The organism is Derxia lacustris (genome assembly GCF_002105195.1).
Classification (GTDB): Bacteria; Pseudomonadota; Gammaproteobacteria; order Burkholderiales; family Burkholderiaceae_E; genus Derxia; species Derxia lacustris.
On the sequence record NZ_MUHU01000010.1, the window covers coordinates 265,428 to 290,248 of the forward strand.

18 protein-coding genes are annotated in these 24,821 nt (G+C 69.9%); 9 read left to right on the forward strand and 9 right to left on the reverse strand.

All coding sequences use genetic code 11. The annotated features are described in order from the left end of the window. The first annotated feature begins 38 nt into the window (after nucleotides 1-38). Nucleotides 39-737 (forward strand): excalibur calcium-binding domain-containing protein, encoded by a 699-nt coding sequence (locus tag B9P64_RS28030; protein ID WP_085316319.1) that lies wholly within the window; start codon nucleotides 39-41, stop codon nucleotides 735-737. A 13-nt stretch (nucleotides 738-750) separates the two neighbouring features. Here the strand turns inward: B9P64_RS28030 and B9P64_RS11240 are convergent, their stop codons facing one another. Together B9P64_RS11240 and B9P64_RS11245 are read right to left on the reverse strand one after the other, a co-directional pair. Further along, nucleotides 751-1,155 carry a cupin domain-containing protein gene (locus B9P64_RS11240; RefSeq protein WP_085316320.1) on the reverse strand — a complete coding sequence of 135 codons (405 nt, stop codon included), beginning with the start codon at nucleotides 1,153-1,155 and terminating at the stop codon, nucleotides 751-753. Between the two features lie 129 nt (nucleotides 1,156-1,284). Then, nucleotides 1,285-3,702 carry a PAS domain-containing hybrid sensor histidine kinase/response regulator gene (locus B9P64_RS11245; RefSeq protein WP_176256803.1) on the reverse strand — a complete coding sequence of 806 codons (2,418 nt, stop codon included), beginning with the start codon at nucleotides 3,700-3,702 and terminating at the stop codon, nucleotides 1,285-1,287. Nucleotides 3,703-3,911: 209 nt separating this feature from the next. Between B9P64_RS11245 and B9P64_RS11250 the strand changes: the two genes are divergently transcribed. The 3 genes from B9P64_RS11250 (at nucleotide 3,912) to B9P64_RS11260 (ending at nucleotide 8,166) form a co-directional block, all read left to right on the forward strand. Further along, the gene (locus B9P64_RS11250; protein WP_085316322.1) at nucleotides 3,912-5,702 is read left to right on the forward strand and encodes an aminopeptidase P family protein; all 1,791 of its coding nucleotides are present in this window, start codon (nucleotides 3,912-3,914) and stop codon (nucleotides 5,700-5,702) included. 107 nt (nucleotides 5,703-5,809) lie between these two features. After that, nucleotides 5,810-7,012: a tetratricopeptide repeat protein gene (locus tag B9P64_RS11255; RefSeq protein WP_034412190.1), complete on the forward strand. Its 1,203-nt coding sequence runs from the start codon at nucleotides 5,810-5,812 to the stop codon at nucleotides 7,010-7,012. Then, nucleotides 7,009-8,166 (forward strand): polysaccharide deacetylase family protein, encoded by a 1,158-nt coding sequence (locus B9P64_RS11260; protein ID WP_051378974.1) that lies wholly within the window; start codon nucleotides 7,009-7,011, stop codon nucleotides 8,164-8,166. Before B9P64_RS11255 ends, B9P64_RS11260 begins: the two co-directional genes overlap by 4 nt. A gap of 13 nt (nucleotides 8,167-8,179) precedes the next feature. On the opposite strand, the gene B9P64_RS11265 is transcribed toward B9P64_RS11260, so the two are convergent. Continuing rightward, on the reverse strand, nucleotides 8,180-8,803 hold the full coding sequence (locus B9P64_RS11265) for a DUF938 domain-containing protein (RefSeq protein WP_028312570.1): 624 nt from the start codon (nucleotides 8,801-8,803) through the stop codon (nucleotides 8,180-8,182). Nucleotides 8,804-8,873: 70 nt separating this feature from the next. Beyond that, nucleotides 8,874-9,167, reverse strand: coding sequence for a Dabb family protein (locus tag B9P64_RS11270; RefSeq protein WP_028312571.1), 294 nt, complete (start codon nucleotides 9,165-9,167; stop codon nucleotides 8,874-8,876). A 385-nt stretch (nucleotides 9,168-9,552) separates the two neighbouring features. On the opposite strand from B9P64_RS11270, the gene B9P64_RS11275 reads away from it, so the two are divergent. Beyond that, nucleotides 9,553-10,194, forward strand: a complete 642-nt coding sequence (locus tag B9P64_RS11275) for a cysteine hydrolase family protein (RefSeq protein WP_085316323.1) — start codon at nucleotides 9,553-9,555, stop codon at nucleotides 10,192-10,194. 30 nt (nucleotides 10,195-10,224) lie between these two features. On the opposite strand, the gene B9P64_RS11280 is transcribed toward B9P64_RS11275, so the two are convergent. Together B9P64_RS11280 and B9P64_RS11285 are read right to left on the reverse strand one after the other, a co-directional pair. Beyond that, the gene (locus B9P64_RS11280) at nucleotides 10,225-10,848 is read right to left on the reverse strand and encodes a YitT family protein (RefSeq protein ID WP_085316324.1); all 624 of its coding nucleotides are present in this window, start codon (nucleotides 10,846-10,848) and stop codon (nucleotides 10,225-10,227) included. 121 nt (nucleotides 10,849-10,969) lie between these two features. After that, nucleotides 10,970-12,523, reverse strand: a complete 1,554-nt coding sequence (locus tag B9P64_RS11285) for a methyl-accepting chemotaxis protein (RefSeq protein ID WP_085316325.1) — start codon at nucleotides 12,521-12,523, stop codon at nucleotides 10,970-10,972. A 273-nt stretch (nucleotides 12,524-12,796) separates the two neighbouring features. Here B9P64_RS11285 and cysK point away from each other — a divergent pair, with 273 nt between their 5' ends. Both cysK and B9P64_RS11295 read left to right on the forward strand, forming a co-directional pair. Then, complete coding sequence (gene cysK, locus B9P64_RS11290; protein ID WP_085316326.1) at nucleotides 12,797-13,711, forward strand: cysteine synthase A; 915 nt, start codon at nucleotides 12,797-12,799, stop codon at nucleotides 13,709-13,711. A gap of 327 nt (nucleotides 13,712-14,038) precedes the next feature. After that, complete coding sequence (locus B9P64_RS11295; RefSeq protein ID WP_085316327.1) at nucleotides 14,039-19,078, forward strand: beta strand repeat-containing protein; 5,040 nt, start codon at nucleotides 14,039-14,041, stop codon at nucleotides 19,076-19,078. A 113-nt stretch (nucleotides 19,079-19,191) separates the two neighbouring features. Here B9P64_RS11295 and B9P64_RS11300 read toward each other — a convergent pair whose 3' ends face one another. Continuing rightward, complete coding sequence (locus B9P64_RS11300) at nucleotides 19,192-19,497, reverse strand: hypothetical protein (protein WP_085316328.1); 306 nt, start codon at nucleotides 19,495-19,497, stop codon at nucleotides 19,192-19,194. A gap of 256 nt (nucleotides 19,498-19,753) precedes the next feature. After that, nucleotides 19,754-20,392 (reverse strand): hypothetical protein, encoded by a 639-nt coding sequence (locus B9P64_RS25685; RefSeq protein WP_085316329.1) that lies wholly within the window; start codon nucleotides 20,390-20,392, stop codon nucleotides 19,754-19,756. Nucleotides 20,393-20,562: 170 nt separating this feature from the next. Between B9P64_RS25685 and B9P64_RS11310 the strand changes: the two genes are divergently transcribed. Further along, nucleotides 20,563-21,051, forward strand: coding sequence for a hypothetical protein (locus tag B9P64_RS11310; RefSeq protein WP_085316330.1), 489 nt, complete (start codon nucleotides 20,563-20,565; stop codon nucleotides 21,049-21,051). A gap of 42 nt (nucleotides 21,052-21,093) precedes the next feature. Here the strand turns inward: B9P64_RS11310 and ettA are convergent, their stop codons facing one another. Further along, complete coding sequence (gene ettA, locus B9P64_RS11315) at nucleotides 21,094-22,755, reverse strand: energy-dependent translational throttle protein EttA (RefSeq protein WP_085316331.1); 1,662 nt, start codon at nucleotides 22,753-22,755, stop codon at nucleotides 21,094-21,096. Nucleotides 22,756-22,915: 160 nt separating this feature from the next. On the opposite strand from ettA, the gene B9P64_RS11320 reads away from it, so the two are divergent. Further along, nucleotides 22,916-24,817: an ATP-binding protein gene (locus B9P64_RS11320; protein WP_176256804.1), complete on the forward strand. Its 1,902-nt coding sequence runs from the start codon at nucleotides 22,916-22,918 to the stop codon at nucleotides 24,815-24,817. Nucleotides 24,818-24,821 lie beyond the last annotated feature (4 nt).

The following is a 24,821-nucleotide window of genomic DNA, read 5'->3' on the forward strand; positions in this document are numbered from 1 at the left end:
CGGGACACTGCGCGCCCGCCCAGCCCCGTCGCCCAGTCATGCGCCAGCAAGGAAAACTCAAGAAATGGAATGCCGAGCGCGGCTTCGGCTTCATCGCCGTGCGCGGCGCAGCCGATGTCTTCGTGCACATCGGCGCCTTTCCCTACGACGGCCAGCTGCCGCGCGTCGGCGAAACCCTGTGGTTCGAGCCGGGCAGCGACAAGCGCGGCCGGCCCTGTGCGCTGCGGCTGTCGCGCTCGCCCGATCCGCTGCCGCCGGCCTCCGATGCACTGCCGCCTGCGGCCGATCCGCAGTCGTCGGCGGACCTCTGGCCAGCGCCGGCGCTGACGCTGGAACCGATCCAACGCCGCGCGCCAGCGACCGACAGCGCGCCGCTGGCGCCACCGCCGCCGCCCAGCCGGTCGCCGCACCGGCCGCGCCGCGCGCTGGCCGAACCGCGACGGCGCAGCCGGCTGCCGGTGCTGCTGGCGGCCGTGGCGCTCGCCGTCGCAGGCGCCATCAGCGCCTGGCAGGACCATCGCAGCGCCCGGCCAGCGCAAACCCTGGCCGATCCGCCTGCCGACAGCTTTGCGCTACCGGCGCCGGCCGCCGCCAGCTACCAATGCAACGGCCGCACGCTCTGCTCGCAGATGAGCTCCTGCGCCGAAGCCACCTGGGTGCTGCGCAACTGCCCCGGCACCCAGATGGACGGCGACAACGACGGCATTCCCTGCGAAAGCCAGCTATGCGGCCAATGACCGGCCGCGCCGCTCACGGCGCCGGCGTGGCCAGCGGCTTGCCCTTCTCCACCACATACACGCCGATCAACTTGACCGGCCCGGTGCCGATGGCGCGCGCCGCATGCACCACGCCGGCCGGGATCACGAAGCTCTCGCCAGCCTTCACCACACGCGCCGGCTCGCCGTCGATCAGCAGCTCGGTCTCGCCCTCGGCGATGTAGCTGATCTCGTCGCCGGGATGGGTGTGGCGCGCCACGCTGGCGCCGGCGGCGATCTCGACCCGCGCCACGATGGCCTCGCGGCCCGGCACCGAGACATCGCCCTTGCCCACCACCGTGCGCTGGATCGGCGGCGGGGTCTGGGCCTGGACGGCGGCCGCGCCGAACAGCGCCACCACGGCGCACAGATGGGCGATCGAACGGATCGTCGGTTGCATGGCTCTCTCCTGATGTGATTGGAGCGCCGATGCTCGGGCCCGGCAGGCACGCGCGGCGAGGCAGGAATACCCGCGCCGCGCGTGCCGGGCCGCCGGTTGCGGCCGGGCAACGCAGGCGCTTGCTCCAGGTCAGGCCGGCGGCAGATCGGGCAGCGCGGCGGCGGGCGCACGCGCCGGCAGCCAGCGCAGCAGCACCTCGTAAAGCCGCTCGGGATCGACCGGCTTGGACAGGAAATCGCTCATGCCGGCGGCCAGGCATTCGGCGCGGTCCTCGGCAAACGCGTTGGCGGTCATCGCAATGATCGGCAGCCGCTCCAGCCCCGGCATGCGGCGGATCGCGCGGGTCGCGTCCAGGCCGTCGAGGCGCGGCATCTGCATGTCCATCAGCACCAGGTCGAAGGACTCGGTGGCCAGCTTGTCGAGCGCGATCTGGCCGTCTTCGGCGACGGTCACGTCGAGCCCGGCGAGTTCGAGCTGGCACACCGCCACCTCGCGGTTGACCGGATGGTCCTCGGCCAGCAGCACGCGGGCGCCGGCCTGGGCCCGGGCCAGCCGGGCCACGGCGCGGGTCACGCCCACGTCGGGCGCCTGCAAGGGCTGGCCGGCCTCGCCGTGCCCGAGCCGGGCGGTGAACCAGAACCGGCTGCCCTGGCCCGGCGTGCTGGTGGCGCCGGCGTCGCCGCCCATCATGCGGGCCAGCCGGCGCGTGATGACCAGCCCGAGCCCGGTGCCGCCATAGCGCCGCGTGGTCGACGCATCGGCCTGCTCGAAGGCCTCGAACAGCCGCGCCAGCTGCTCGGGCGCGATGCCGATGCCGCTGTCCTCGACCTCGAAGCGCACCAGCAGCGCGTCGGCCGTCTCGCTCAGCAGCCGGGCGCGCAGCACGATCCGGCCCTGGGCGGTGAACTTGACCGCATTGCTCGCGTAGTTGAGCAGCGCCTGGCGCAGCCGGGTCGGATCGCCGCTGAGCCAGGTGGGCACATGGTCGGTGTCGATCTCGACCGCGATGCCCTTGGCGGCGGCGGCATCGCCGATCAGCGAGCGCACTTCGTCGAGCACCGAGGCGAGCGGGAAATTGGCCTGCTCCAGCTCCAGCCGGCCGGCCTCGATCTTGGACAGGTCGAGGATGTCGTCGATGATCGACAGCAGGTGGCGCGCCGAATCGTCGATGCGCGCCAGATAGCCGAGCCGGTCGATGGCGCCGTCGTCGCGCCGCAGCAGCCGGGTGAAGCCGAGCACCGCGTTGAGCGGCGTGCGGATCTCGTGGCTCATGTTGGCGAGGAATTCGCTCTTGGCGCGCCCGGCCGCCTCGGCCTCGGCGGTGCGCGCGGCGACGCGGGCTTCGAGGTCGCTGCGGTGCGCTTCGAGCTCGGCCAGCATGCGGCGGCTGTCGTCCACGTCGGTGCTGGCGCCAAACCATTTCACCAGCCGGCCGTCGTCGCCCAGCAGGCGGGCGCCCCGGGTATCGAACCAGCGCCAGACGCCGTCATGCCGGCGCAGCCGGAACTCGGCATGGAAGTCGGTCTGCTCGGCGACGGCGGTGCGCCAGGCGGTGCGTAGTTCGGCGCGGTCGTCGGCATGCACCTGATCGAGCCAGCCGGTGCCGAGCTGGACGCTGGCCGGCACGCCGGTATAGGCGGCCCATTGCGGACTGATCCAGTCGCACTGGCCGTTGGGCGTGCAGGTCCACACCAGCTGCGGCAGGCATTCGGCCACCTGCCGGAACCGCGCCTCGCTCTCGCGCAGCGCGGCGGCATCGGCCAGCCGGGCAGTCTCGTCGCGGAACACCGCCACCATGCCGCGCCAGCCGCCGGCCTCGTCGGGCACCGGGGCGCAGCGCGCCGAGATCGGCAGCCAGGCGCCACCGCCGCGCCGGCGCAGCTGGCGGCAATCGTCGAGCGACGCCGGCGCGCCGAGCGCGAGCGCGCGCTCGGCCACATCGGTGACGGGCCGGCCATCGATCGCGTCGTGGCTGTGGAACACCGCGATCAGCGGCAGCCCGCGCGCCTCGGCCGCCGTCCAGCCGGTCAGCCGCTCGGCCTCGGCATTCATGCCCTGCACCCGGCCCAGCCGGTCGGCGCAGATGACCGCATCGCCGATCGCCGCCAGCGTCACCGCCAGCATCGCCCGGTCGGCCTCGACGCGCCGGCGCGTGCGGTGCAGCGCGCCGCTCAGCAGGCTCACGAAGCCGCCGATGGCGATCAGCAGCAGCCACTGGAGCAGATCGTGCGGCGGCACCTCGATCGCCGTGCCGTCGAACGGCCGATGAAACAGCAGCGCCACGCCGCCGGCCGCCAGCGCGGTGGCCAGCAGCCCCGGCCCCAGACCGCCGGCCAGCGCCGCCAGCGCCACCGGCAGCGCAAACAGAATCATCAGCGGCCGCGCCTGCACCGCCGGCTCGATCAGCGCGCGCGCCAGCACCGTCGCGAGCGTGAGCGCCAGTGCCAGCGCATAGGCGGCCAGCGGCCGCAGGCGCCGCCCGCGCGCGCCGGGCGGGCTCATTGCGTCTTCGTCATGCGCAGCGGCGCCCGTCACGGGGCCGCTCATTTGCCTTGCTCCAAGTCCCGCTTCCTCTTGCTGAACGCCTGTGTGCCGGCGCTTTCGTGAAATTTGTCGTGTGCCCGCCGCCTCAGATACCCGGCGCATCGCCCGGCGGTCTGCCCGGGATTTCCCGTTAACCACAGCTGTCTTGCGTTCCGACAGCCGCCGTGCGGGGCTTAGCATCGGCTTTCCAACAGCCTCCCACCCCGCCGCCCATGCCGCCCGCCAACCCCGCTTCCCGCCTCGACGCCCTGCGCGCCCAACTCGCCGCCAGCGGCGTCGACGCCGTCATCATCCCCTCGGCCGATCCTCACCTGTCGGAATACCTGCCGGCGCACTGGCAGGGCCGCGCCTGGATGAGCGGCTTTACCGGGTCGATGGGCACGGCGGCGGTCGGCGCCGACTTTGCCGGCCTGTGGGCCGACAGCCGCTACTGGGTCCAGGCCGAGGCCGAACTCGCCGGCAGCGGCTTTGCGCTGATGAAGATCGGTACCCCCGCCGACCCCGGCCACGGCGAATGGCTGGCCGCCACGCTGCCGGCCGGCACCACCGTGGCGGTCGACGGCGATGTGCTCGGCGTGGCCGCCGGCCGCCAGCTCGCCGGCCAGCTGGCGGCGCGCGGCATCGCCCTGCGCACCGACCTCGACCTGCTCGACCGCATCTGGCCCGACCGCCCGGCCCTGCCCGCCGCGCCGGTGTACGAGCACGCGCGCGCGCCGGTCAGCCGCGCCGCCAAGCTCGCCGACCTGCGCGCCGCCATGGCCCGCGAAGGCGCCGACTGGCACTGGCTGTCCACCCTCGACGACATCGCCTGGCTGCTCAACCTGCGCGGCAGCGATGTGGAATTCAACCCCGTGTTCCTGGCCCATGCCCTCGTCGGCACCGAAGGCGCCACCCTGTTCGTGCAACCCGAAAAAGTCGACGCGGATCTCTCCGCGCGTCTGGCGGCCGACGGCGTCGCGCTGGCGCCCTACCAAGCGGCGCGCAGTGCGCTGGCCGCCCTGCCTGTCGACGCGCGCGTGCTGATCGATCCGCGTCGCCTGACTTACGGCTTCCGCCAGGCGATACCTGAGGGCGCGACCGTCATCGAGGCGATCAACCCGACCGTGTTCGCCAAGGCGCGCAAGACGCCGGCCGAAATCGAGCTGCTGCGCGACACCATGGCCGAGGACGGCGCCGCGCTGGCCGAGTTCATGGCCTGGTTCGACGGCGCGGTAAACCGCGAGCGCATCACCGAAATCACCATCGACGAGCGCGCCACCGCCGCCCGCGCGCGCCGGCCCGGCTACATCAGCCTGAGCTTTGCGACGATTGCCGGCTTCAACGCCAACGGCGCGATGCCGCATTACCGCGCGCTGCCCGAGTCGCATGCGGTCATCGAGGGCGACGGGCTGCTGCTGATCGATTCAGGCGGGCAGTACACCGGCGGCACGACCGACATCACGCGGGTGCTGCCGGTGGGCAAGCCCAGCGCCGAGCAGAAGCGCGATTTCACGCTGGTGCTGAAGGGGCTGATCGCGCTGAGCCGGGCGCGCTTCCCCAAGGGCATCCGGGCGCCGATGCTGGATGCCATCGCGCGCGCGCCGATGTGGGCGGCGGGCGTGGATTACGGCCACGGCACCGGGCACGGCGTGGGCTGGTTTCTCAACGTGCATGAAGGGCCGCAGAGCATCAGCTTTCGCGGTGCGGCCGAGCCGCAGACGGCGATGCAGACCGGGATGCTCACGTCCATCGAGCCGGGGATTTACCGGCCGGGGAAGTGGGGCGTGCGGCTGGAGAACCTGGTGCTGTGCGCCGAGGCGGAGGCGACGGAGTTCGGGGAGTTCATGCGGTTCGAGACGGCGACGCTTTGCCCGCTCGACACCCGCTGCGTTGTGCGGGAGCTGCTGACCGATGAGGAGGTTGAGTGGCTCAACGGGTATCACGCGGAGGTGCGGGAGCGGGTCGGGCCGCTGGTGGAGGGAGCGGCGCGCGAGTGGCTGGAACGGCGGACGGTGGCGCTCTGAAACGACAGCCGGGAACGGCATCGGTCCGGGCGCAAACATGTCGCCGCCGGAGTGTGCGATTTTCGGGCGCGCTTGCTTCCAAGAACGACACCCCGAGAAAGAACGCCATGTTCCGCATCCCGACCGGCCGTCCGGCCGCCCGTCTGCTCGCCGCCCTGCTGGCGACCGCCGCCTTCGGCGCCCACGCGGCGCCGGTGAACGTCCAGATCCTCAGCGCCACGGTGAAGGACCGGCGCATCGACGGCGCGACCGTGACCCTGCAGCGCAACGGCGAGCAATCGGTCTCCGGCGTGACCAATGCCCAGGGCCAGGTCGCGCTGACCTCCGCCTTCGCCGACGATGCCGGCGCGCTGCTCATCGTCAAGAAGGCCGGCTATTCCAACCTCGTCGTGAAGTGCCCCTGCGCCGACATGACCTACGCGATCAGCCCGGTCATGAACAACCTCGACGGACTGCGCGTGGTGCTCAACTGGGGCGCCCGACCGGAAGATCTCGACTCCCACGTCGTCTTTCCGGGCAATCACGTCTACTTCGAGAGCATGCGCGGTGCCGATGCCATGCTCGATGTCGACGACACCGACGGCTTCGGGCCCGAGACCATCACGCTCAACCGCCGGCACGTGGGCGAGCGCTACGTGTACGCGGTACACGACTACACCGACCGCGCCGACCCGCGCACCCCGCGCCTGTCGCGCAGCAGCGCCAAGGTCTTCGTCTATGTCGGCCAGACGCTGGTCAAGACCTACTACGTGCCGCTGCAGCAGACCGGCAACCTGTGGATCGTCTTCGCGATCACGCCCGAGGGCGAGATCCAGGACCTGAACCGGATCACCTCGGTCGTCAGCGAACGGCGCCTGCAAGGCCCCGAGTTCCAGGGCGTGATGGACGCGCCGGCCTCGACCGCGCCCGCCGCCACCGGCACCGACGGCAGCGCGGACGCGCAAGCCCTCAACAGCCGCGGCGAGACGGCCTACCGCGCCGGCAACCTCGACGAGGCGATCACGCTCTACCAGCAGGCCATCGAGATCGACGCCAGCTACGGTCAGGCGTACAGCAACCTCGGGCTCGCCTTCCAGAAGGCCGGCCGCGTCGCCGAGGCGATGTGGGCGAACCGCAAGGCCATCGCGCTCGCCGACGGCCCGACCGCCGCGCGCGTGCGCGCCAGTTCGCGCTACAACAACGGCCGCATCTACGAGGACGCCGGCCAGTGGGACGACGCCGCGCGGGAATACCGCGCCGCCCGGGCCGAGGCCGCCAATCCGGTCTACGACAAGGCGATCGAGCGCATGCGGCAGAAGGGCGCGCGGTGAAGTCGGCGCTCGTGCTCACGGCCGCGCTGGCGCTCGGCGCGACGCTGGTTTCGGCGCCCGCGCGCGCCGCCGGCCCCGCCGCCGTCGCCCAGGTCGATCCGTCGCTCTGGACCGAGGCGATCGACCGCCGCCCCGGCTTCGACAAGGCATCGCGCGCGGCGCTGCTGGTGTATGTCGGCGCGCTCGACGAACTGCGGCGCCTGCCCGACGCCGACATGACGGCCGCGTTCGGCGTCAAGAGCCTGAACCGCGCCTCGGTCGAGCGCTGGGCCGCGCGGGAAACCGACCTGGCGCTCGCCAACTACCGCGCGGCCTCGATCGACTGCGCCCGCTACGCCGCCGACTGGACCTGCCTCGACGCGGTACCGGCCTCCGCCTCGGCCCTGACCTCGGCCGCGACCGCCTGGGCCGCGCGCCTGCCGGCCGGGCAGGCCGCGTGGCACGCCAATCTCGCGGCCTTCGCGCGCACCTATGTGGCCGAGCAGATGCGCCTCGCCGCGCTGTTCCCGAAGACGACGAGCGAGATCGACCGCTTCAACGACGGCGAATGGAATGGCGATGCCCTGCCCGACACGCGCTTCCTGCTCAGCTTCGACGACGGCCCGTCGGCGCCCGGCGGCAGCACCGACGACACGCTGCGCATGCTCGCGACGGCGCGGCGCAGCGGGGTCTTCTTCCTGCTGGGCGGCAACCTGCAGGCACGGGTGGCGCGCGGCGGCGCCGACGCGCTGGCGGCCGCCTATCGCGGCCAGTGCGTGGCATCGCACGGCTGGGAGCACCAGTCGCACCAGCGCTGGGACGCCTGGCAGGACTCGGTCACGCGCACCCAGGCGCTGCTGCGCACGACCTTTCCCGAGGCGATGGTGGCGCCGTGGTTCCGCCCGCCCTATGGCCAGCGCACGGCCGACAGCGGCGCCTTCTTCCGCGAACAGGGCCTGCGGGTGGCGCTGTGGAACATCGACTCGCAGGACTGGAACGCACGCGTCTCGGCCAATGACGTGACGGGGCGGATCGTCACGCTGATGCTCATCAAGCGGCGCGGCGTGCTGCTGTTCCACGACGTGCATCCCAAGGCGCAGGTGGCGCTGCCGGTCGTGTTCGCGCGGGTGGGAACAGCCGTGGAGTGGCAGGAATGCCGGGAGGCGCCGCTCTAGACGGGTTCGGGCCTCAGCCCCGCCGCCAGAGCACGCAGCGGTTGTTCGCCGGCATCGCCCGATCCTCGACCAGCGCGAAGCCGGCCTTCGCGGCCAGCGCATCCACCGCCTCGAAATCGCGGATGCCCATGTGCGCGCCCCGGTTCTTGAGCCACACGTCGAACTGCGCGTTGCTCTCGCTCGTGAACTGTCCGCCGTAGTTGAACGGCCCGTACACGACGAGCCTGGCGTCGGCGGCGGCGAGCGCGGGCAGCGCGGCGAAGAAGGCTTCCACCTCGGGCCAGCCCATGATGTGCAGCGTGTTGGCGCTGAACACCGCGTCGAAGCGCCCGCCCGCGAGCGCGGCGGGCAGGCCGGTGGCCACGTCCCACTCGACCGGGGCCGGCGCGTTGGCCAGCGCCGCCTCGTCGAGCCACAGCCGCAGGCCCGGCAGCTCGCTCGCGCGTTCGCTCGCCTGCCAGGTCAGATGCGGCAACCCGGCCGCGAAGAACACCGCATGCTGGCCCGTGCCCGCGCCCATCTCCAGCACCGCCTTGCGGTCGGCGAAATGTTCGGCGAGCACGGCGAGGATGACCTCGCGGTTGCGGTCGCAGGACGGGGCGTAGGGCTTGTCGACGGGAGGGTTGTTGTCTGCCATGGCTGCAAGCCTTTGCAATGCCGCGCGGCGCGCCGCCGCCCTCGGCCGCGATACCCGCCGCGCTGGCGGTTTACGACAGCCGCGACACGAAATCCGCCGCGACGCGCAATTCACGCAAGGGTCGCACCACGCGGATCGACTCCTCGTACAGCGGATGCGCCTTGAAGCGCGCCAGCGCCGCCTCGTCGTCGAACTCGCCGTACACGACCACCTCGACCTCGTTGCCGATCTGGTCGATGCGCGCGCAGGGCTGGACCTCGAAGAAGCGCGCGTCGGGAATCTGCTCCAGCAGGCGCAGGCCGTCGAGGATGGTGGGGAGATCGCCCTTGTCGCGGGCGGAGAAGAAGACGATGTGCCGAATCATGCGGAGGGAATGCCGGTTCTGAGTGGCGCGGAGGTTAACCGACAGCGCGGGTGGCCGTCGCAACCTCACGAGGCGGGCGGTGGGGCGGGGGCGATCCGGGGCATGGGCGGTCCTGCCGGGCGGGCGTGACGGGCGTCGGCGAGCGGCGCAGCCGCTCAGGTCCGCATGTCTGAAGGTCGCGCAAGCGACCTGAGTTGGCGGACCGGCCGACGCCCGTCGCGCCCGCCCGGGAACCCTTGCGCGCAGCGCAAGGGCAGGCCCGCTTGCCCCGGATCGCCCCCGCCCCACCGCCCGCCGCTGCCAGCCAAACAGCCGATCAAAAGGTCAGACCACGCACGCAACAAAGCCCGGCTAGCATCACAGTCCCCCACCAGGAGACACACGCATGGACCCGAAGCAAACCGCCCTCGTCCTCATCGAATACCAGAACGACTTCACCAGCCCCGGCGGCACGCTGCACGACGCCGTCAAGGGCGTCATGGAGAGCACGAACATGCTCGCCAACACGGTCGCCACGGTAAAGAAGGCGCGCGAACTCGGCGCCAGGATCGTGCTGGTGCCCATCACCTTCACCGACGACTACCGCGAACTCACCGCCCAGCCCTACGGCATCCTCAAGGGCGTGGTCGACAGCCGCTCGTTCCGCAAGGGCAGCTGGGGCGCCGAGATCGTCGACGTGCTCACCCCGCAGGCCGGCGACATCGTCATCGAGGGCAAGCGCGGCCTGTGCGGCTTTGCCAGCACCAATCTCGATTTCATCCTGCGCAGCCTGGGCGTGCGCTCGGTCGCGCTTGGCGGCTTCCTCACCAACTGCTGCGTCGAATCGACGATGCGCACCGCGTATGAAAAGGGCTACGACGTGGTCACGCTGACCGACTGCACCGCCACGCTCAGCGAGGAGGAACAGACGATGGCCACGACCAAGAACTACCCGATGTTCTCGCGCCCGATGACGCACGACGCCTTCCTGACCGAGCTGGCCGGCGCAGGCGCGACCGCGACGGAAAGCCGCGGTTACAGCGCCTGAAGCAGCTCGACCGGCACAGAGCGGGCGGCATCACGCCGCCCGATACCGCCCCGGCTTGTGATTGATCGCGATGAACACATTCATCGCCACCGACCCCAGCAGCGAGTACGCCACCCGCTCCGGCTCGATCACGAAAACCGCCGCCAGCATGATGACCGCGTCGATCGCGAGCTGAACCCGCCCGGCGCTCAGCCCCAGTGCCTCCTGCGCGTACAGCGAGGTCACCGTCACCCCGCCCAGGCTCGCCCGATGCCGCGCCAGAAACAGGCAGCCCGCGCCCAGCAGCAGCCCGCCAGCGAGCGCCGAATAGGCCGGATGCAACTCCTCGAAGCGCACGAACTGCGGCGACACCGCCATCGCGCCCGACAGCAGCGCCACGGCGGCAAAGGTCTTGAGCGTGAACTCGCGCCCCATCAGCCGCCACGCCAGCCACCAGAACGGCAGGTTGATGACGAAGAACAGCCCGCCCGGATCGCGCCCGGTGGCGTAGTGCAGCAGGAAGGCGATGCCGGCGGTGCCGCCCGACAGCAGCCCGGCCTGCCGGAACAGCAGCAGCCCGAGCGACACGAACAGCACGCCGGTGAAGATGGCCTGGGCATCGTCGAGCGCGGTATGGCGCTGGAACACCGGCACGGCGGTTTGGGGAACGGACATGGTCTGCCCTCGCGAGAGTGGGCCGGCGCTGCCTCGTGAGCGCGCCGGCGGCAAGTTCACCGCGCAATTCGCGGCAGCTGCGGGCGAGCATGGTTTGCGCCAGCCCGCGCCGCCAGCCGCTTCACACCCTGAAAAACCCGGCCGTCGCCAGCAGATGCGCCGCCTGTTCCTGCATCGACTGGGTCGCGGCCGAGGTCTGTTCCACCAGCGCGGCGTTCTGCTGGGTGTGGGTGTCCATCTGGGCCACGGCCGAGTTGATCTGGCCGATGTTGCCGGCCTGGTCGCGGCTCGCGGCCGAAATCTCGTTGACGATGTCGGCCACGCGCTGGATCGACGTGACGATGTCGGTCATGGTCTGGCCGGCGCGGTCGACCAGCGCGCTGCCCTCTTCCACCCGCTCGGCCGAGCTGGCGATGAGCTGCTTGATTTCGCGCGCGGCGGTGGCGCTGCGCTGGGCCAGCATGCGCACCTCGCTGGCCACCACGGCAAAGCCCTTGCCCTGCTCGCCGGCGCGCGCCGCCTCGACGGCGGCATTGAGCGCGAGCAGATTGGTCTGGAACGCGATGTCGTCGATCACGCCGACGATCTTGGCAATCTGCTGCGAGCTGGCCGCGATGTCGCCCATGGTGGCGACGACCTTTTCCATCATCTCGCCGCCCTGGGCCGCAATGCCGCTGGCGCTCATGGCCAGCTGATTGGCCTGGCTGGCGTTGTCGGCGGTCTGCTTGACGGTGCTGCTGAACACGTCGATGGACGCCGAGGTTTCCTCCAGCGTGGAGGCCTGCGATTCGGTGCGCGACGACAGCTCCAGCGTGCCGGCCGACACCTGGGCCGACGAGGTGGCCACCGCATCGGCGCCGCTCGACACCACGCCGCACACCTCGGCGGTCTTGCGCCGCATGGTTTCCAGCGAGCCGACCAGGGCGGCGACTTCATCGCGGCCTTCGGGCACGAAGGGGCGCGTGAGGTCGCCGGCGGCCATCGCGTCGCTGGCGGCGAGCGCGCGGTCGAGCGGGCCGGTCACGCTGCGCGCGATCACCACGCCGGCCGCGACGCCGCCGCCGAGGCCCAGCAGGATCAGCAGCGCCAGCCGTTGCAGCGCGGTGGAGAGCTGGGCATCGCTCGCGGCCTTGATGGCATCGGCGGCGCGCAGCTTGGTCTGCACCAGGCTGGCCGACAGCTCGGCCGCCTCGGCCACCAACGGCGCAATGTCGTTGGCCAGATGGCTGGCGGCGCGCCGGTCGCCGGCGCGCAGCTCGGCCTCGATGGCGGTCACGGCGGCATCGGCGCGGGCTTGCAGCGCCACCAACCGGTCGAGCTGGTCGCGCTCGCCGGCGTCGAACAGCGGCGCCAGCTGGCCGACCCGGTTGCGCGCCTCGTCGAGCGCATGACGCGCCTCGACCAGATGGCGGTCGATGGCGGCGGTGTCGGCCGCGGCCGCGCCGCTGCGCGCCACCGCATGCCCGAGCGCCGAATCGGCGCGCAGATCGAGCATGGCGATGCCCTGGGCCGCCGCCAGCCCGGCCAGTTCGCGGTCGTGCAGCCGCTCGCCGTTGCCGGCAATGCGGTGCATGTCGTAGAGCCCGCTCAGACCGATACCCGCGCCGCCGCAGGCACCGATCACGAATGCGGCCACCAGCCGCGGCCCCACTTTCCACTGCGTCAACCACTTCATTACTGCCAGCTCCCTGGATCTGCTTACGCGGGCGAATGCTCGCTTGCCCAGCGAGGCTAGCGGAGCGTCCGCGCCGCGTTCGGCGGAACAGGCGGCTCAAGCCTGCCGTGTTCGGTCAGTTGGCGGCCAAATGCGTCATTCGCATGGTGGAATACCGGCGGATCGAGGTCTTTGGTTATTACCTGACGATATGCATCCGCCCTGTCCACGGCGTGGGCATTTGCCGGACACTGCCTCGCCTGAACGCCCAACCCAACACGGAGTGAAGAAGAGATGAAAGCGCAAAACGTCCTCGAAACCATCGGCCGCACGCCGCACATCCGCATCAACCGCCTGTTTGGCGATGCCCAGGTCTGGGTCAAGTCCGAGCGCGGCAATCCCGGCGGCTCGATCAAGGACCGCATCGCGCTGGCGATGATCGAAGCGGCCGAGGCCAGCGGCGAACTCAAGCCGGGCGCCACCATCATTGAGCCCACCTCGGGCAATACCGGCGTGGGTCTGGCGCTGGTCGCGGCGGTCAAGGGCTACAAGCTCATCCTGGTGATGCCGGAAAGCATGTCGATCGAACGCCGCCGGCTGATGCTGGCCTACGGCGCCAGCTTCGACCTGACGCCGAAGGAAAAGGGCATGAAGGGCGCCATCGCGCGCGCCGCCGAGCTGGCCGAGCAGACGCCCGGCGCCTGGGTGCCGCAGCAGTTCGAGAACCCGGCCAACATCGATGTGCATGTCAAGACCACGGCCGAGGAAATCCTCGCCGACTTCCCCGAGGGCCTGGATGTGCTCATCACCGGCGTCGGCACCGGCGGCCACATCACCGGCTGCGCCCAGGTGCTCAAGGCCAAGTGGCCCGGCCTCAAGGTGTTTGCGGTCGAGCCGGCCGCGTCGCCGGTGATCTCCGGCGGCAGCCCGGCGCCCCACCCCATCCAGGGCATCGGCGCCGGCTTCATCCCCAAGAACCTGCACACCGATCTGCTCGACGGCGTGATCCAGGTGCAAGCCGAGGACGCCAAGGAATACGCGCGCCGCTCGGCCCGCGAGGAAGGTCTGCTGGTCGGCATTTCGAGCGGCGCCACGCTGGCCGCGATCGCGCAGAAGCTGGCCGAGCTGCCGGCCGGCAGCAAGGTGCTCGGCTTCAACTACGACACCGGCGAGCGCTATCTGTCGGTCGACGGCTTCCTGCCGGCCTGAGGCAGTTTCGGGCGCGCCTGCAACGGGCGCGCCTGCCAGTGCGCAGGCTGCCGTCGCCCGCCCCGGGCTGTCGGCAGCCGCGCCCGGCGCACCGGCATCGGCCGGCGATCGCGCCACCGCAATTCCCCTCGCTGCAATTCGCGCTTGATATGGATTGGCGTATTTCGCCATTCCTGTCGCAAAAACGGCATTGCCATCGCGATGCCTTCAATTCGCTTATTTATATTTCGTTGCTGAAACCTTGCGGCCGGCCTGGCCAATAGGCCAATTTGGTCCGCATTTCATTGCCGCCCATCCATCGCATCGATTTTCATCGGGAATAGATTCATGCAATTCAACAACAAGGGTGAATCGGCCAATTCGGCCACGCCGGCCGACGCGCTTGCCGATGTCCTTTTCGGCGCGCTGCCGCCGACGGCCAAGACGCCGGTGAAATTCGCGCTGCTGAGCGGCAGCCCCGGCAACGACACGCTCACCGGCGGTGCCGGCGACGACAGCCTCGACGGCGGCGCGGGCGCCGATGCGCTCACCGGCGGCAGCGGCAACGACATCTACGTGGTCGACAACCCGGGCGATCTCACCATCGAGCTGGCCGACGGCGGCACCGACACCGTGCGCTCGTCGATCGGCTGGACGCTCGGCGTCAACCTGGAAAACCTGGTGCTCACCGGCAATGCCGCCATCAACGGCACCGGCAATGCGCTGTCCAACCAGATCACCGGCAATGACGCGGCCAATGTGCTGATCGGCGGCGCCGGTGCCGACAAGCTCATCGGCGGCGGCGGCGATGACACCTATCTGGTCGACACCGCCGGCGACCAGACGGTCGAGCTGGCCGGCGGCGGCACCGACAGCGTGCAGGCGGCGGTCAACTGGACGCTCGCCGACAACATCGAGAACCTGCTGCTGATCGGCAATGCCATCGTCGGCACCGGCAATGCCCTGGCCAATGTCATCACCGGCAACGGCAGCTCCAATCTGCTCGACGGCGGTGCCGGCGCCGACACGCTGGCGGGCGGCGCCGGCAACGACGTCTATGTGGTCGACAACGCCGGCGACGTGGTGACCGAGGCGGCGAACGCCGGGACCGACACGGTGCGCACCAGCATCGGCTACACGCTCGGCGCCAATCTGGAGAACCTGGTCATCCTGGGCAGCACCGGCCTGTCGGGCACCGGCAACGAGCTGGCCAATCTGATGCTCGGCAATGCCGGCGCCGACACGCTGCGCGGCGGCGAAGGCAACGACAGTCTCGATGGCGGCGAAGGCGCCGACTCGCTGGTGGGCGGCGGCGGCAACGATCTTTACGTGGTGGACAACGCCGGCGACCGGGTGGTGGAGCTGACCTTCGGTGGCAACGACACGATCCAGACCGCGCTGTCCTGGGCGCTGGCGCCCGGCTCGGAGGTGGAGAACCTGACGCTCACCGGCACCGCCGCCATCGACGGCAGCGGCAATGAGCTGGCCAACCGCCTCACCGGCAATGCCGGCGCCAATGCGCTGAGCGGCGGCGACGGCAACGACACGCTCGACGGCGGCCTGGACGGCGACACGCTGGCCGGCGGCGCCGGCGACGATCTGTATCTGGTCGACAGCGCCGACGACAGCGTGATCGAGGCGGCCGATGCCGGCGTCGACACGGTGCAATCGTCGGTGAGCTGGCGCCTCGGCATCGGCCAGGAAAACCTCACGCTGCTCGGCGGCGGCGCCATCAACGGCACCGGCAATGCGCTCGCCAACACGCTGCTCGGCAACGGCGGCGCCAATGTGCTCAACGGCGGCGCCGGTGCCGACAGCATGGCCGGCGGCGGCGGCAACGATGTCTACCGGGTCGACAATGCCGGCGACACGGTCACCGAGCTGGCCGGCGGCGGAACCGCCGACACGGTGCGCTCGACCGTCAGCTGGACCCTCGGCAACGAGGTGGAGAACCTCACGCTGATCGGCAATGCCGCCATCGACGGCACCGGCAATGCCCTGGCCAATGCGCTGACCGGCAATGTGGCGGCCAATGCGCTGAGCGGCGGCGACGGCAACGACACGCTCGACGGCGGCGAGGGCGCCGACGTGATGACCGGCGGCGGCGGCAACGACGTCTATCTGGTCGACAACCTGGGCGACCAGGTGATCGAGGGCGCGCTCGGCGGCACCGATCTCATCAAGACCTCGCGCTCGCTCGGCACGCTGGCGGCGCAGGTCGAGAACCTGACGCTCACCGGCACCTCGGCGATCAACGGCGCCGGCAATGAGCTGGACAACCTCATCACCGGCAATTCGGCCATCAACGCGATCTCGGGCGGCGCCGGCGACGACACGCTCGACGGCGGCGCCGAGGGCGATGCGCTCGACGGCGGCAGCGGCGACGACGTGTACATCGTCGACAACCTCTACGACCGGGTGACCGAGCTGGCCGACGGCGGCATGGACCGGGTCGAGGCCAGCGTGTCCTGGGTGCTGGGCAGCGAGGTCGAGCAGCTGACGCTGACCGGCGGCAATGCCATCAATGCCAGCGGCAATGCGCTCGACAACCTGATCGTCGGCAATGCCAGCGCCAATGTGCTGGACGGCGGCGCCGGCCACGACACGCTGGCGGGTGGCGCCGGCAACGACACCTATGTGGTCGACAGCGTCGACGACACCATCACCGAGCTGGCCAACGGCGGCAGCGACAGCGTCGATTCGACCGTGAGCTGGACCCTCGGCGCCGAGCTGGAAAACCTGGTGCTGTCGGGCAGCGCGCGCATCAACGGCACCGGCAATGCGCTGGCCAATTTCATCGCCGGCAATACCGCCGCCAATGCGCTGATCGGCGCCGAAGGCAACGACACGCTCGACGGCGGCGGCGGCGCCGACACGCTGACCGGCGGCAGCGGCAACGACTTGTACCTGGTCGACAGCAGCGCCGACCGGGTGGTCGAGCTGGCGCTGAGCGGCACCGACAGCGTGCAGTCGTCGCTGAGCTGGACGCTCGGCGCCAACCTGGAAAACCTGCTGCTCACCGGCAGCTCGGCCATCAACGGCACCGGCAATGCGCTCGACAACCTCATCACCGGCAATGCCGCGGTCAATCTGCTGAAGGGTGGCGCCGGCAACGACACGCTCGACGGCGGCGCCGGCGCCGACAGCCTGGTGGGCGGCAGCGGCGACGACAGCTATGTGGTGGACAACGTGCGCGACCAGATCACCGAGGGCGCCGACGCCGGCCTCGACACGGTGCTGACCTCGGTCACCTGGACGCTCGGCGCCAACCTGGAGCGGCTCAGCCTGACCGGCGGCAGTGCGATCGACGGCTTCGGCAATGCGCTCGCCAACCTGCTCACCGGCAATGCCAGCGCCAATGTGCTCAACGGCGGTGGCGGCAGCGACACGCTGGTCGGCGGCGCCGGCAACGACGCCTATGTGGTCGACAGCCTCGACGACGTGGTGACCGAGCTGTTCAACGGCGGCAGCGACACGGTGCGTGCCTCGCTGAGCTGGACCCTCGGCAACGAGCTGGAGAATCTGGTGCTCACCGGCAATGCCGCCATCGACGCCATCGGCAACGGGCTGGCCAATCTCATCGTCGGCAATTCGGCCGCCAACCTGCTGATCGGCGCCGACGGCAACGACACGCTCGACGGCGGCGAAGGCGCCGATGCGATGACCGGCGGCAGCGGCAACGACAGCTATGTGGTCGACGACCTCGGCGACAGCACCAGCGAGACCGCCGGCGGCGGCATCGACACCACGCTCTCGTCCATCAGCTGGACGCTGCGCAGCGAGATCGAGAACCTCACGCTGACCGGCGCCATCGCCATCAACGGCAGCGGCAATGCGCTGGCCAATCTCATCGTCGGCAACAGCGCCGGCAATGTGCTGACCGGCGGCGACGGCAACGACACGCTCGACGGCGGCCTCGATGCCGACACGCTGATCGGCGGCAGCGGCAGCGACAGCTATGTGGTCGATTCGACCGAGGACGAGCTGGTCGAGCTGGCCGGCGGCGGCAGCGACACCATCCTGGCGTCGATCAGCTGGCGGCTCGACGACGAGTTCGAAAACCTCACGCTGACCGGCAGCAATGCCATCGACGGCAGCGGCAACGCCGGCGCCAACGTGCTGCTGGGCAACGGTGCCGGCAATGTGCTCAACGGCGGCGCCGGCAGCGACACCATGAGCGGCGGCTTCGGCAACGACACCTATGTGGTGGAAAGTGCCGGCGACCTCACCGTCGAGGCCTTCAATGCCGGCACCGATCTGGTGAAGGCCTCGCTCGGCTGGACGCTGGCCGCCAACGTTGAAAACCTGGTGCTCACCGGCGCCAGCGCCATCAACGGCACCGGCAACGAGCTGGCCAACCAGCTCAGCGGCAATTCGGCCGCCAACGTGCTGGCGGGCGGTACCGGTGCCGACACCCTGGCCGGCGGCGGCGGCATCGACACGCTGATCGGCGGCAACGACAACGACAGCTATGTGATCGGCGATGCCGATGTCATCACCGAGCTGGCCGGCGGCGGCATCGACATCGTGCTGGCCTCGATCAGCTGGACCCTCGGCAACGAGCTGGAGAACCTCACGCTCACCGGCAGCGCCTCCATCAACGGCACCGGCAATGCGCTGGCCAATGTGCTGACCGGCAACACCGGCATCAACCAGCTCGCCGGCGGCCAGGGCAACGACAGCTATGTGATGGACAGCCTCGACGACAGCATCGTCGAGCTGGCCGGCGGCGGCATCGACACCGTGCTGGCATCCATCGGCTGGACCCTCGGCGCCCAGCTCGAGAACCTGACCCTCACCGGCACGCTGGCCATCGACGGCAACGGCAACGGCGGCGACAACACCCTGATCGGCAACGACGGTGCCAACACTCTCGACGGCGGCGCCGGCAGCGATCTGATGACCGGCGGCAAGGGCAGCGACCTGTTCGTGTTCTCCAGCCCGCTCGGCAGCGACAAGGACAGCGTCACCGACTTCTGGAGCCGCAGCAATCCGGCCGCCGGCAACGGCTACGACACGATCCAGCTCGACCAGTCGGTCATCGCGGTCGGCAATGGCGATGCCATCGTCGATGCGGCCCAGACCGTGACCAGCTTTGCCGGCGCCGGCGCGCATTTCTCGGCCGCGGCCGAGTTCGTGGTGTTCACGGCCAACATCTCGGGCACGGTCACCACGGCCAATGCCGCCGCACTGATCGGCAGCGCCGACAGCGCCTTCGCCGCCGGCGACAGCCGGGTGTTCGCGGTCGACAACGGCAGCAGCAGCTCGCTCTACCTGTTCACCTCGGCCGGCAGCGACGCCGTGGTGAGCGCCGCCGAACTGAGCCAGATCGCGCTGTTCACCGGCACCGCCGGACTGGCCACCGGAGATCTGATCTTCGGCTTCTGAGCCGGGCGTCACGACGAAAAAAAGGCCGCCCGAAGGCGGCCTGAAACATCGTCATACAAGCACTCGGTTGCGGCCGGCGTCATTCACTGCGCCGGCCGTTTTCGCAGATGGCGTCAGCCCATCTTGCGATTGAAATAGCTGCGGGCACCCAGCGCTTCGAGCGCTTCCTTCTCCGAAAAGTCGTGGTCGAATTGCCAGACTTCGTGAATTGCGGGCTTGGCCGGAACGCAGGTCGCGTATTCGAGCGCGTAAATGGTATTGCCGCTCTTGGGCGACACGTACGAGAAACGCTTGGCTTCATCGCGGCCCGGAATGCCGAGGCACCAGGCGGCGATGTTGGCATCGCTGACCGCGACACCGGCGTCGCTCAGCACATTGGTGAAACTCTTGGGGCCGAGAACATTGTGGTCGAGAAACATTGCGCGCTCCTGAGCTTGAATTCGCGAAAAGGCTGAACCGGCTTGAAAGGGTCGGCGCAATTGCGTGGCAGCGCATTGCCTGATTGCCGACGGCTCATTGAAGCGCCGCAGCTTGATTCACGTCAATATCAGTTTTCTATTGCAGTCATTAGGCCTTGTTGGGCATGAAGTCTGCAATTGCATTGTTTCTTATGCGCGCTTTGTAGGAAATGTCGCGAGCGCGACGCCAATTCCCACAATTGCCGCGCTGCGGCATTCAGCGCCGCGGCGGCGCGGCAAAGTAATCCTCGCCGCTGCTGGTGGCGCCGCCGGGCAGTGCATTGGCCGGCAATTGCCCGGGCGGATTGCGCTCGGTCGAGGGCGGATGGCTGTAGACCTCGGTGGTCTGCCGGCCGGTGACCGGATCGGTCACGAACAGCTCCTCGGTCATGCCGGGCTGGCCCGGCGGCGGTGGCGGCAAGGCGCGCTCGACCGGCGCCGGACCGGCGCTCACGCCGGCCACCGCCGCGCCCACGCCGGCCATGTCGGCGATGAAGCGCAGCTCCCAGCGGCCATCGGCGCGCCGCTGCACCGCATGCGGCCAGGGCCCGGCGACCAGATTGAGCGCCGCCTCGGCCGGCTGGTCGCTGAAGGCAAGGTCGATCGGCTCGGCATGCGGCTCGGCGCCGATCACGCTGGCGCCCAGGCCGGCGGCCAGTGCCTGGGCCGCCGCGGCGCGCGCCAGTCCGCCGGCGGAAAGCGTGGCGCGGTCGCCGTCGATGCGCAGTTCCAGATGCTTGCGCGCGCCGCCGGCCGGGTGCGCCGCGGCGGCGGCCTCTTGCGCCGGCCGTTCGCCACAGCCGCCCAGCGCAAGCGCCAGCAGGGCAAGACCCAGCCCGTGTTGCTTCTTCTTCATCGAGTTCTCCGCAAGTCCTGCCCTTGCTGCCGTCGGCAGGACGGCTTGGGGACAAGCGATCACCAACCCGGCGTCCGGCGGCATGCTCGCGCCGTCCGCACAAGCCCGAGGTGGTCGTTCCGGCGCGGCGTGGATGGATTCATTCAGCCAATCAGACAGGAGAGACCCGCATGGTCAGATCGCTCATCAAAGCCACCGGCCTGTGCGCCGCGCTGGCCACCGGCAGTGCCTTTGCCCAGGTGGCCACCATCGCCCAGCCCGGCAACATCGTCGGCACCTTCCAGGGCCAGAACTGGGTCAACACCCTGGCGGCGCCGACCACGCTCTACACCGTGCCCACCGGCAAGTCGGCGCGCATCACCGACCTGATCGTCTGGGGCGGCGACATTGCCGCCGGCCGCACTTGCAGCATCGTGCTGTATTGCAGCAACGCGAGCGGCAGCAACCTCATCTACGTGATGGCCGATGCCGGCAAGTCGACGCTGTACAACTTCAACAACGGGTTGTCGTGCAAGGCGCCGGGCAAGTTCGTGTCCTACAGCTACAACAACAGCGTCTACACCTCGGCTACCGGCTGCGGCGACGGCGGCGGCGGCAGCAACACGCCCTGGCTGATCCTGCGCGGCTTCCTGTACACCAACCCGGTCTCGCCCCAGTGAACCCGGCGGGCCCGGCCAGTCGGCCGGACCCGTCCGTGGCGCCTACTTGAGCGCCTTGTAGCGAATGCGCTTCGGCTTGGCACCCTCCTCGCCGAGGCGCTTTTTCTTGTCGGCTTCGTATTCCTGATAGTTGCCGTCGAAGAACACCCATTGCGACTCGCCTTCCGCCGCCAGGATGTGGGTCGCGATCCGGTCGAGAAACCAGCGGTCGTGGCTGATGACCATCACGCTGCCCGGAAACTCGAGCAGCGCATCTTCGAGCGCACGCAGCGTTTCCACGTCAAGGTCGTTTGAGGGTTCGTCGAGCAGCAGCACATTGCCGCCGGCGCTCAGCGTCTTGGCCAGATGCAGCCGGCCGCGCTCGCCGCCCGACAGATTGCCGACGATCTTCTGCTGATCGCCACCCTTGAAATTGAAGCGGCCGATATAGGCGCGCGACGGAATTTCCCAGCGGCCGATGGTCAGCGTGTCGGCGCCGTCGGCGATTTCCTCGAACACCGTCTTGCCAGCCGCGAGCGCATCGCGCGACTGATCGACATAGGCGAGCTTGACCGTCTGGCCGATCTTCACCGCGCCCGAATCGGGCGTTTCCTGGCCGGTAATCATGCGGAACAAGGTCGACTTGCCGGCGCCGTTCGGCCCGATGATCCCGACGATGGCGCCGGCCGGCACCTTGAAGCTCAGGTTGTCGATCAGCACCCGGTCGCCGAAGCTCTTGCTCACGCCATCGAATTCGATGACTTCATTGCCGAGCCGCTCGCCGACCGGAATGAAGATTTCCTGGGTTTCATTGCGCTTCTGGTAATCGTGACTCGACAACTCCTCGAATCGCGCCAGTCGCGCCTTGCTCTTGGCCTGCCGGCCCTTCGGGTTCTGGCGCACCCAATCCAATTCCTGCTTCATCGCCTTGATTCGGGCGGCTTCCTGCTTGCCTTCGGTTTGCAGCCGGGCTTCCTTCTGCTCCAGCCAGCTGGAGTAATTGCCCTTCCACGGAATGCCGTGGCCGCGATCGAGTTCCAGAATCCATTCGGCCGCGTTGTCGAGGAAATAGCGGTCATGGGTCACGCCGACCACGGTGCCCGGAAAACGCTGGAGGAATTGCTCCAGCCATTCGACCGATTCGGCATCCAGGTGATTGGTCGGTTCGTCGAGCAGCAGCATGTCGGGCTTGCTGAGCAGCAGCTTGCACAGCGCCACGCGGCGCTTTTCGCCGCCCGACAGATTGCCGATGACCGCATCCCAGGGCGGCAGGCGCAGCGCGTCGGCGGCGATCTCCAGCGCATGGCCGGTGTCGTCGCCGGCGGCGGCGATGATGGCTTCGTACCTGGCCTGCTCCTCGGCCAGCTTGTCGAAGTCGGCATCCGGCTCGGCATAGGCGGCGTAGATCTCCTCGAGCCTGGCCTGGGCTTCCTTCACGGCGCCGAGCGCGGCTTCGACTTCCTCGCGCACGGTCTTGGCGGGATCGAGCTGCGGCTCCTGCGGCAGATAGCCGATGTTGAGATTGGGCATCGGGACGGCTTCGCCCTCGATCTCGGTATCGATGCCGGCCATGATCCTGAGCAGGCTCGACTTGCCCGAGCCGTTCAGCCCCAGCACGCCGATCTTGGCGCCCGGAAAGAAGCTGAGCGAGATGTCCTTGAGAATGTGGCGCTTGGGCGGAACCACCTTGCCCACGCGGTGCATCGTGTAGACGTATTGAGCCATTGCAGTGCTTTTTGAACGGTGAGGCGCGCGGCGCGCCGAAAACTGACCCGTCGAGGTTACCAGCGCCGAAGCGGCCCTTGCCTGCGCCAGAATGCCGTCGGCGCCCCGGCGCCCACCCGTCCGAACCGGCCGCCTGCGCGGCGCCCACACCGCCTCCTGCATGCCCTCGAAAAACCGCGTCGCACCGTCCGCCACCGCGCCCGATCCACGCGTCGGCGCAGAAATGCTGTCCACCGGATTGCGCCAGGCCCAGGCCAGCAGCCTGAGCTTCATCGGCAGCCGCATCGCAATGGCCGGCATCGGCGCGGCCAACGGCCTGCATGTCGAGGCGCTGATCGTGACCGTGGCGGCGCTGCTGCTGGTCGCGCACCGCATCAATCTGCTGCGACACCATCCGCCGGTGGGCCTGGACTGGCTCGCGCAGCGGCCGATCGTGCGCACGATGGAGCTGAACTGCGCGCTCAATTCGGCGATCTCGCTCTACGTGATGCTGGCCATCGAGAACCATGTGCCCGATCAGGAGGGGCTGCTCATCATCGTGATCCTGGCCCTCTCGCTCACGGTGGCGGGCCAGTACACCGCGCTGATCGGCCGCTGCTTTCCGATCTACACGATTCCGCATCTGCTGGCGATCGGGCTGGCCGGACTGCTCGGGCCGCCACTGCTGGCGGTGGTGGCGGTGCTGCTGCTGCCGCTGCTGTTCATCACGCTGCGGCGCAGCGCCATCGAGTTCCGCGAGCTGGTCGAGCATTCGATCGGCCAGCGGCTGGCGCTGGCCGATACCAATGCGGCACTGGTCGAGGCACGCGACGGCGCCGAGGCGGCCAACCGCGCCAAGACCCAGTTCCTGGCCAGCATGAGCCACGAGATCCGCACCCCGCTCAACGGCGTGCTCGGCACGCTCGACCTGCTGCGCCACAGCGCGCTCGACCACGGCCAGCGCCACATGGTCGAGACCGCCGCCCAGTCGGGCGCCCAGCTGCTGCATGTGCTCAACGAAATCCTCGACCTGTCCAAGATCGAGGCCGGCCGGGTCGAGCTCGATCCGACGGCGGTGGCGCCGGCCAGCCTGGCGCAGGAAGCGGTCGACCTGTTCAGCGCCTCGGCTCGCACGCGCCAGATCGCGCTTGGCTGCGAGCTGGCGCCCGACCTGCCGGCGCAGGCGCTGCTGGATGCGGCGCGGGTGCGCCAGGTGCTGCTCAATCTGGTCGGCAATGCGCTCAAGTTCACCGAGCGCGGCCGGGTGCTGGTGCGGGTGCAGCGGCTGGCGCGCGACCCGAGCCTGCCCGACTGGCTGCGCTTCGAGGTCTGCGATACCGGCATCGGCATGCCGCCCGAGGCGGTCGGGCGGCTGTTCGAGCCCTTCACCCAGGTCGATCAGTCGAACCGGCGCCGGCATGGCGGCAGCGGGCTCGGGCTGGCGATCAGCCGCCGGCTCGCCGAGGCGATGGGCGGCGCGCTCACCGCCGACAGTCGGGCCGGCATCGGCTCGACCTTCCGGCTCGATCTGCCGCTGGTGCCGCCCGACGCCGAGCAGGCGGCCAGCGCCGCCGCCGCGCCGCTCGCGTTTGCCGGCCCGGCCACGGTGATCTCGGTACTGGCCGGCGAACGACCGGCGGCGCCGGCGCCCGCCTGCGTCGAGCCGGCCACCATCGCGCCGGCCGGCAGCCCGCAGGTGCTGGTGGTGGAGGACAACGCGATCAACCGGCTGCTGGTCGGCACCATGCTGGCCCGGCTCGATGTGACGGTGACCGAGGCCGAGGACGGCGAGACCGCCTGCATGCTGGCGCGCCAGCACCGCTTCGACCTGATCCTGATGGACTGCCAGATGCCCGGCATGGACGGCTTCGCCACCACCGCCGGCATCCGCGCCGAGGAAATCCGGCGCGGCCTGGCGCCGGTGCCCATCGTGGCGCTGACCGCCAGCGCCATGCCCGGCGATGCCGATGCCTGCCTGCGCGCCGGCATGGACGGCTATCTGGCCAAGCCCTACACGCTCGACCAGCTCGATGCCGCCATCGCGCCCTGGCTCGGCCGCGACGACGCCCGGCGGCGCGCCTGACGCG

Bases quoted from the DNA above. Each gene is read 5' to 3' on its own strand.
- B9P64_RS28030 (WP_085316319.1), top strand. From the start codon at position 39: ATGCGCCAGCAAGGAAAACTCAAGAAATGGAATGCCGAGCGCGGCTTC.
- B9P64_RS11240 (WP_085316320.1), bottom strand. From the start codon at position 1,155: ATGCAACCGACGATCCGTTCGATCGCCCATCTGTGCGCCGTGGTGGCG.
- B9P64_RS11245 (WP_176256803.1), bottom strand. From the start codon at position 3,702: ATGAGCGGCCCCGTGACGGGCGCCGCTGCGCATGACGAAGACGCAATG.
- B9P64_RS11250 (WP_085316322.1), top strand. From the start codon at position 3,912: ATGCCGCCCGCCAACCCCGCTTCCCGCCTCGACGCCCTGCGCGCCCAA.
- B9P64_RS11255 (WP_034412190.1), top strand. From the start codon at position 5,810: ATGTTCCGCATCCCGACCGGCCGTCCGGCCGCCCGTCTGCTCGCCGCC.
- B9P64_RS11265 (WP_028312570.1), bottom strand. From the start codon at position 8,803: ATGGCAGACAACAACCCTCCCGTCGACAAGCCCTACGCCCCGTCCTGC.
- B9P64_RS11270 (WP_028312571.1), bottom strand. From the start codon at position 9,167: ATGATTCGGCACATCGTCTTCTTCTCCGCCCGCGACAAGGGCGATCTC.
- B9P64_RS11275 (WP_085316323.1), top strand. From the start codon at position 9,553: ATGGACCCGAAGCAAACCGCCCTCGTCCTCATCGAATACCAGAACGAC.
- B9P64_RS11280 (WP_085316324.1), bottom strand. From the start codon at position 10,848: ATGTCCGTTCCCCAAACCGCCGTGCCGGTGTTCCAGCGCCATACCGCG.
- B9P64_RS11285 (WP_085316325.1), bottom strand. From the start codon at position 12,523: ATGAAGTGGTTGACGCAGTGGAAAGTGGGGCCGCGGCTGGTGGCCGCA.
- cysK (WP_085316326.1), top strand. From the start codon at position 12,797: ATGAAAGCGCAAAACGTCCTCGAAACCATCGGCCGCACGCCGCACATC.
- B9P64_RS11295 (WP_085316327.1), top strand. From the start codon at position 14,039: ATGCAATTCAACAACAAGGGTGAATCGGCCAATTCGGCCACGCCGGCC.
- B9P64_RS11300 (WP_085316328.1), bottom strand. From the start codon at position 19,497: ATGTTTCTCGACCACAATGTTCTCGGCCCCAAGAGTTTCACCAATGTG.
- B9P64_RS25685 (WP_085316329.1), bottom strand. From the start codon at position 20,392: ATGAAGAAGAAGCAACACGGGCTGGGTCTTGCCCTGCTGGCGCTTGCG.
- B9P64_RS11310 (WP_085316330.1), top strand. From the start codon at position 20,563: ATGGTCAGATCGCTCATCAAAGCCACCGGCCTGTGCGCCGCGCTGGCC.
- ettA (WP_085316331.1), bottom strand. From the start codon at position 22,755: ATGGCTCAATACGTCTACACGATGCACCGCGTGGGCAAGGTGGTTCCG.
- B9P64_RS11320 (WP_176256804.1), top strand. From the start codon at position 22,916: ATGCCCTCGAAAAACCGCGTCGCACCGTCCGCCACCGCGCCCGATCCA.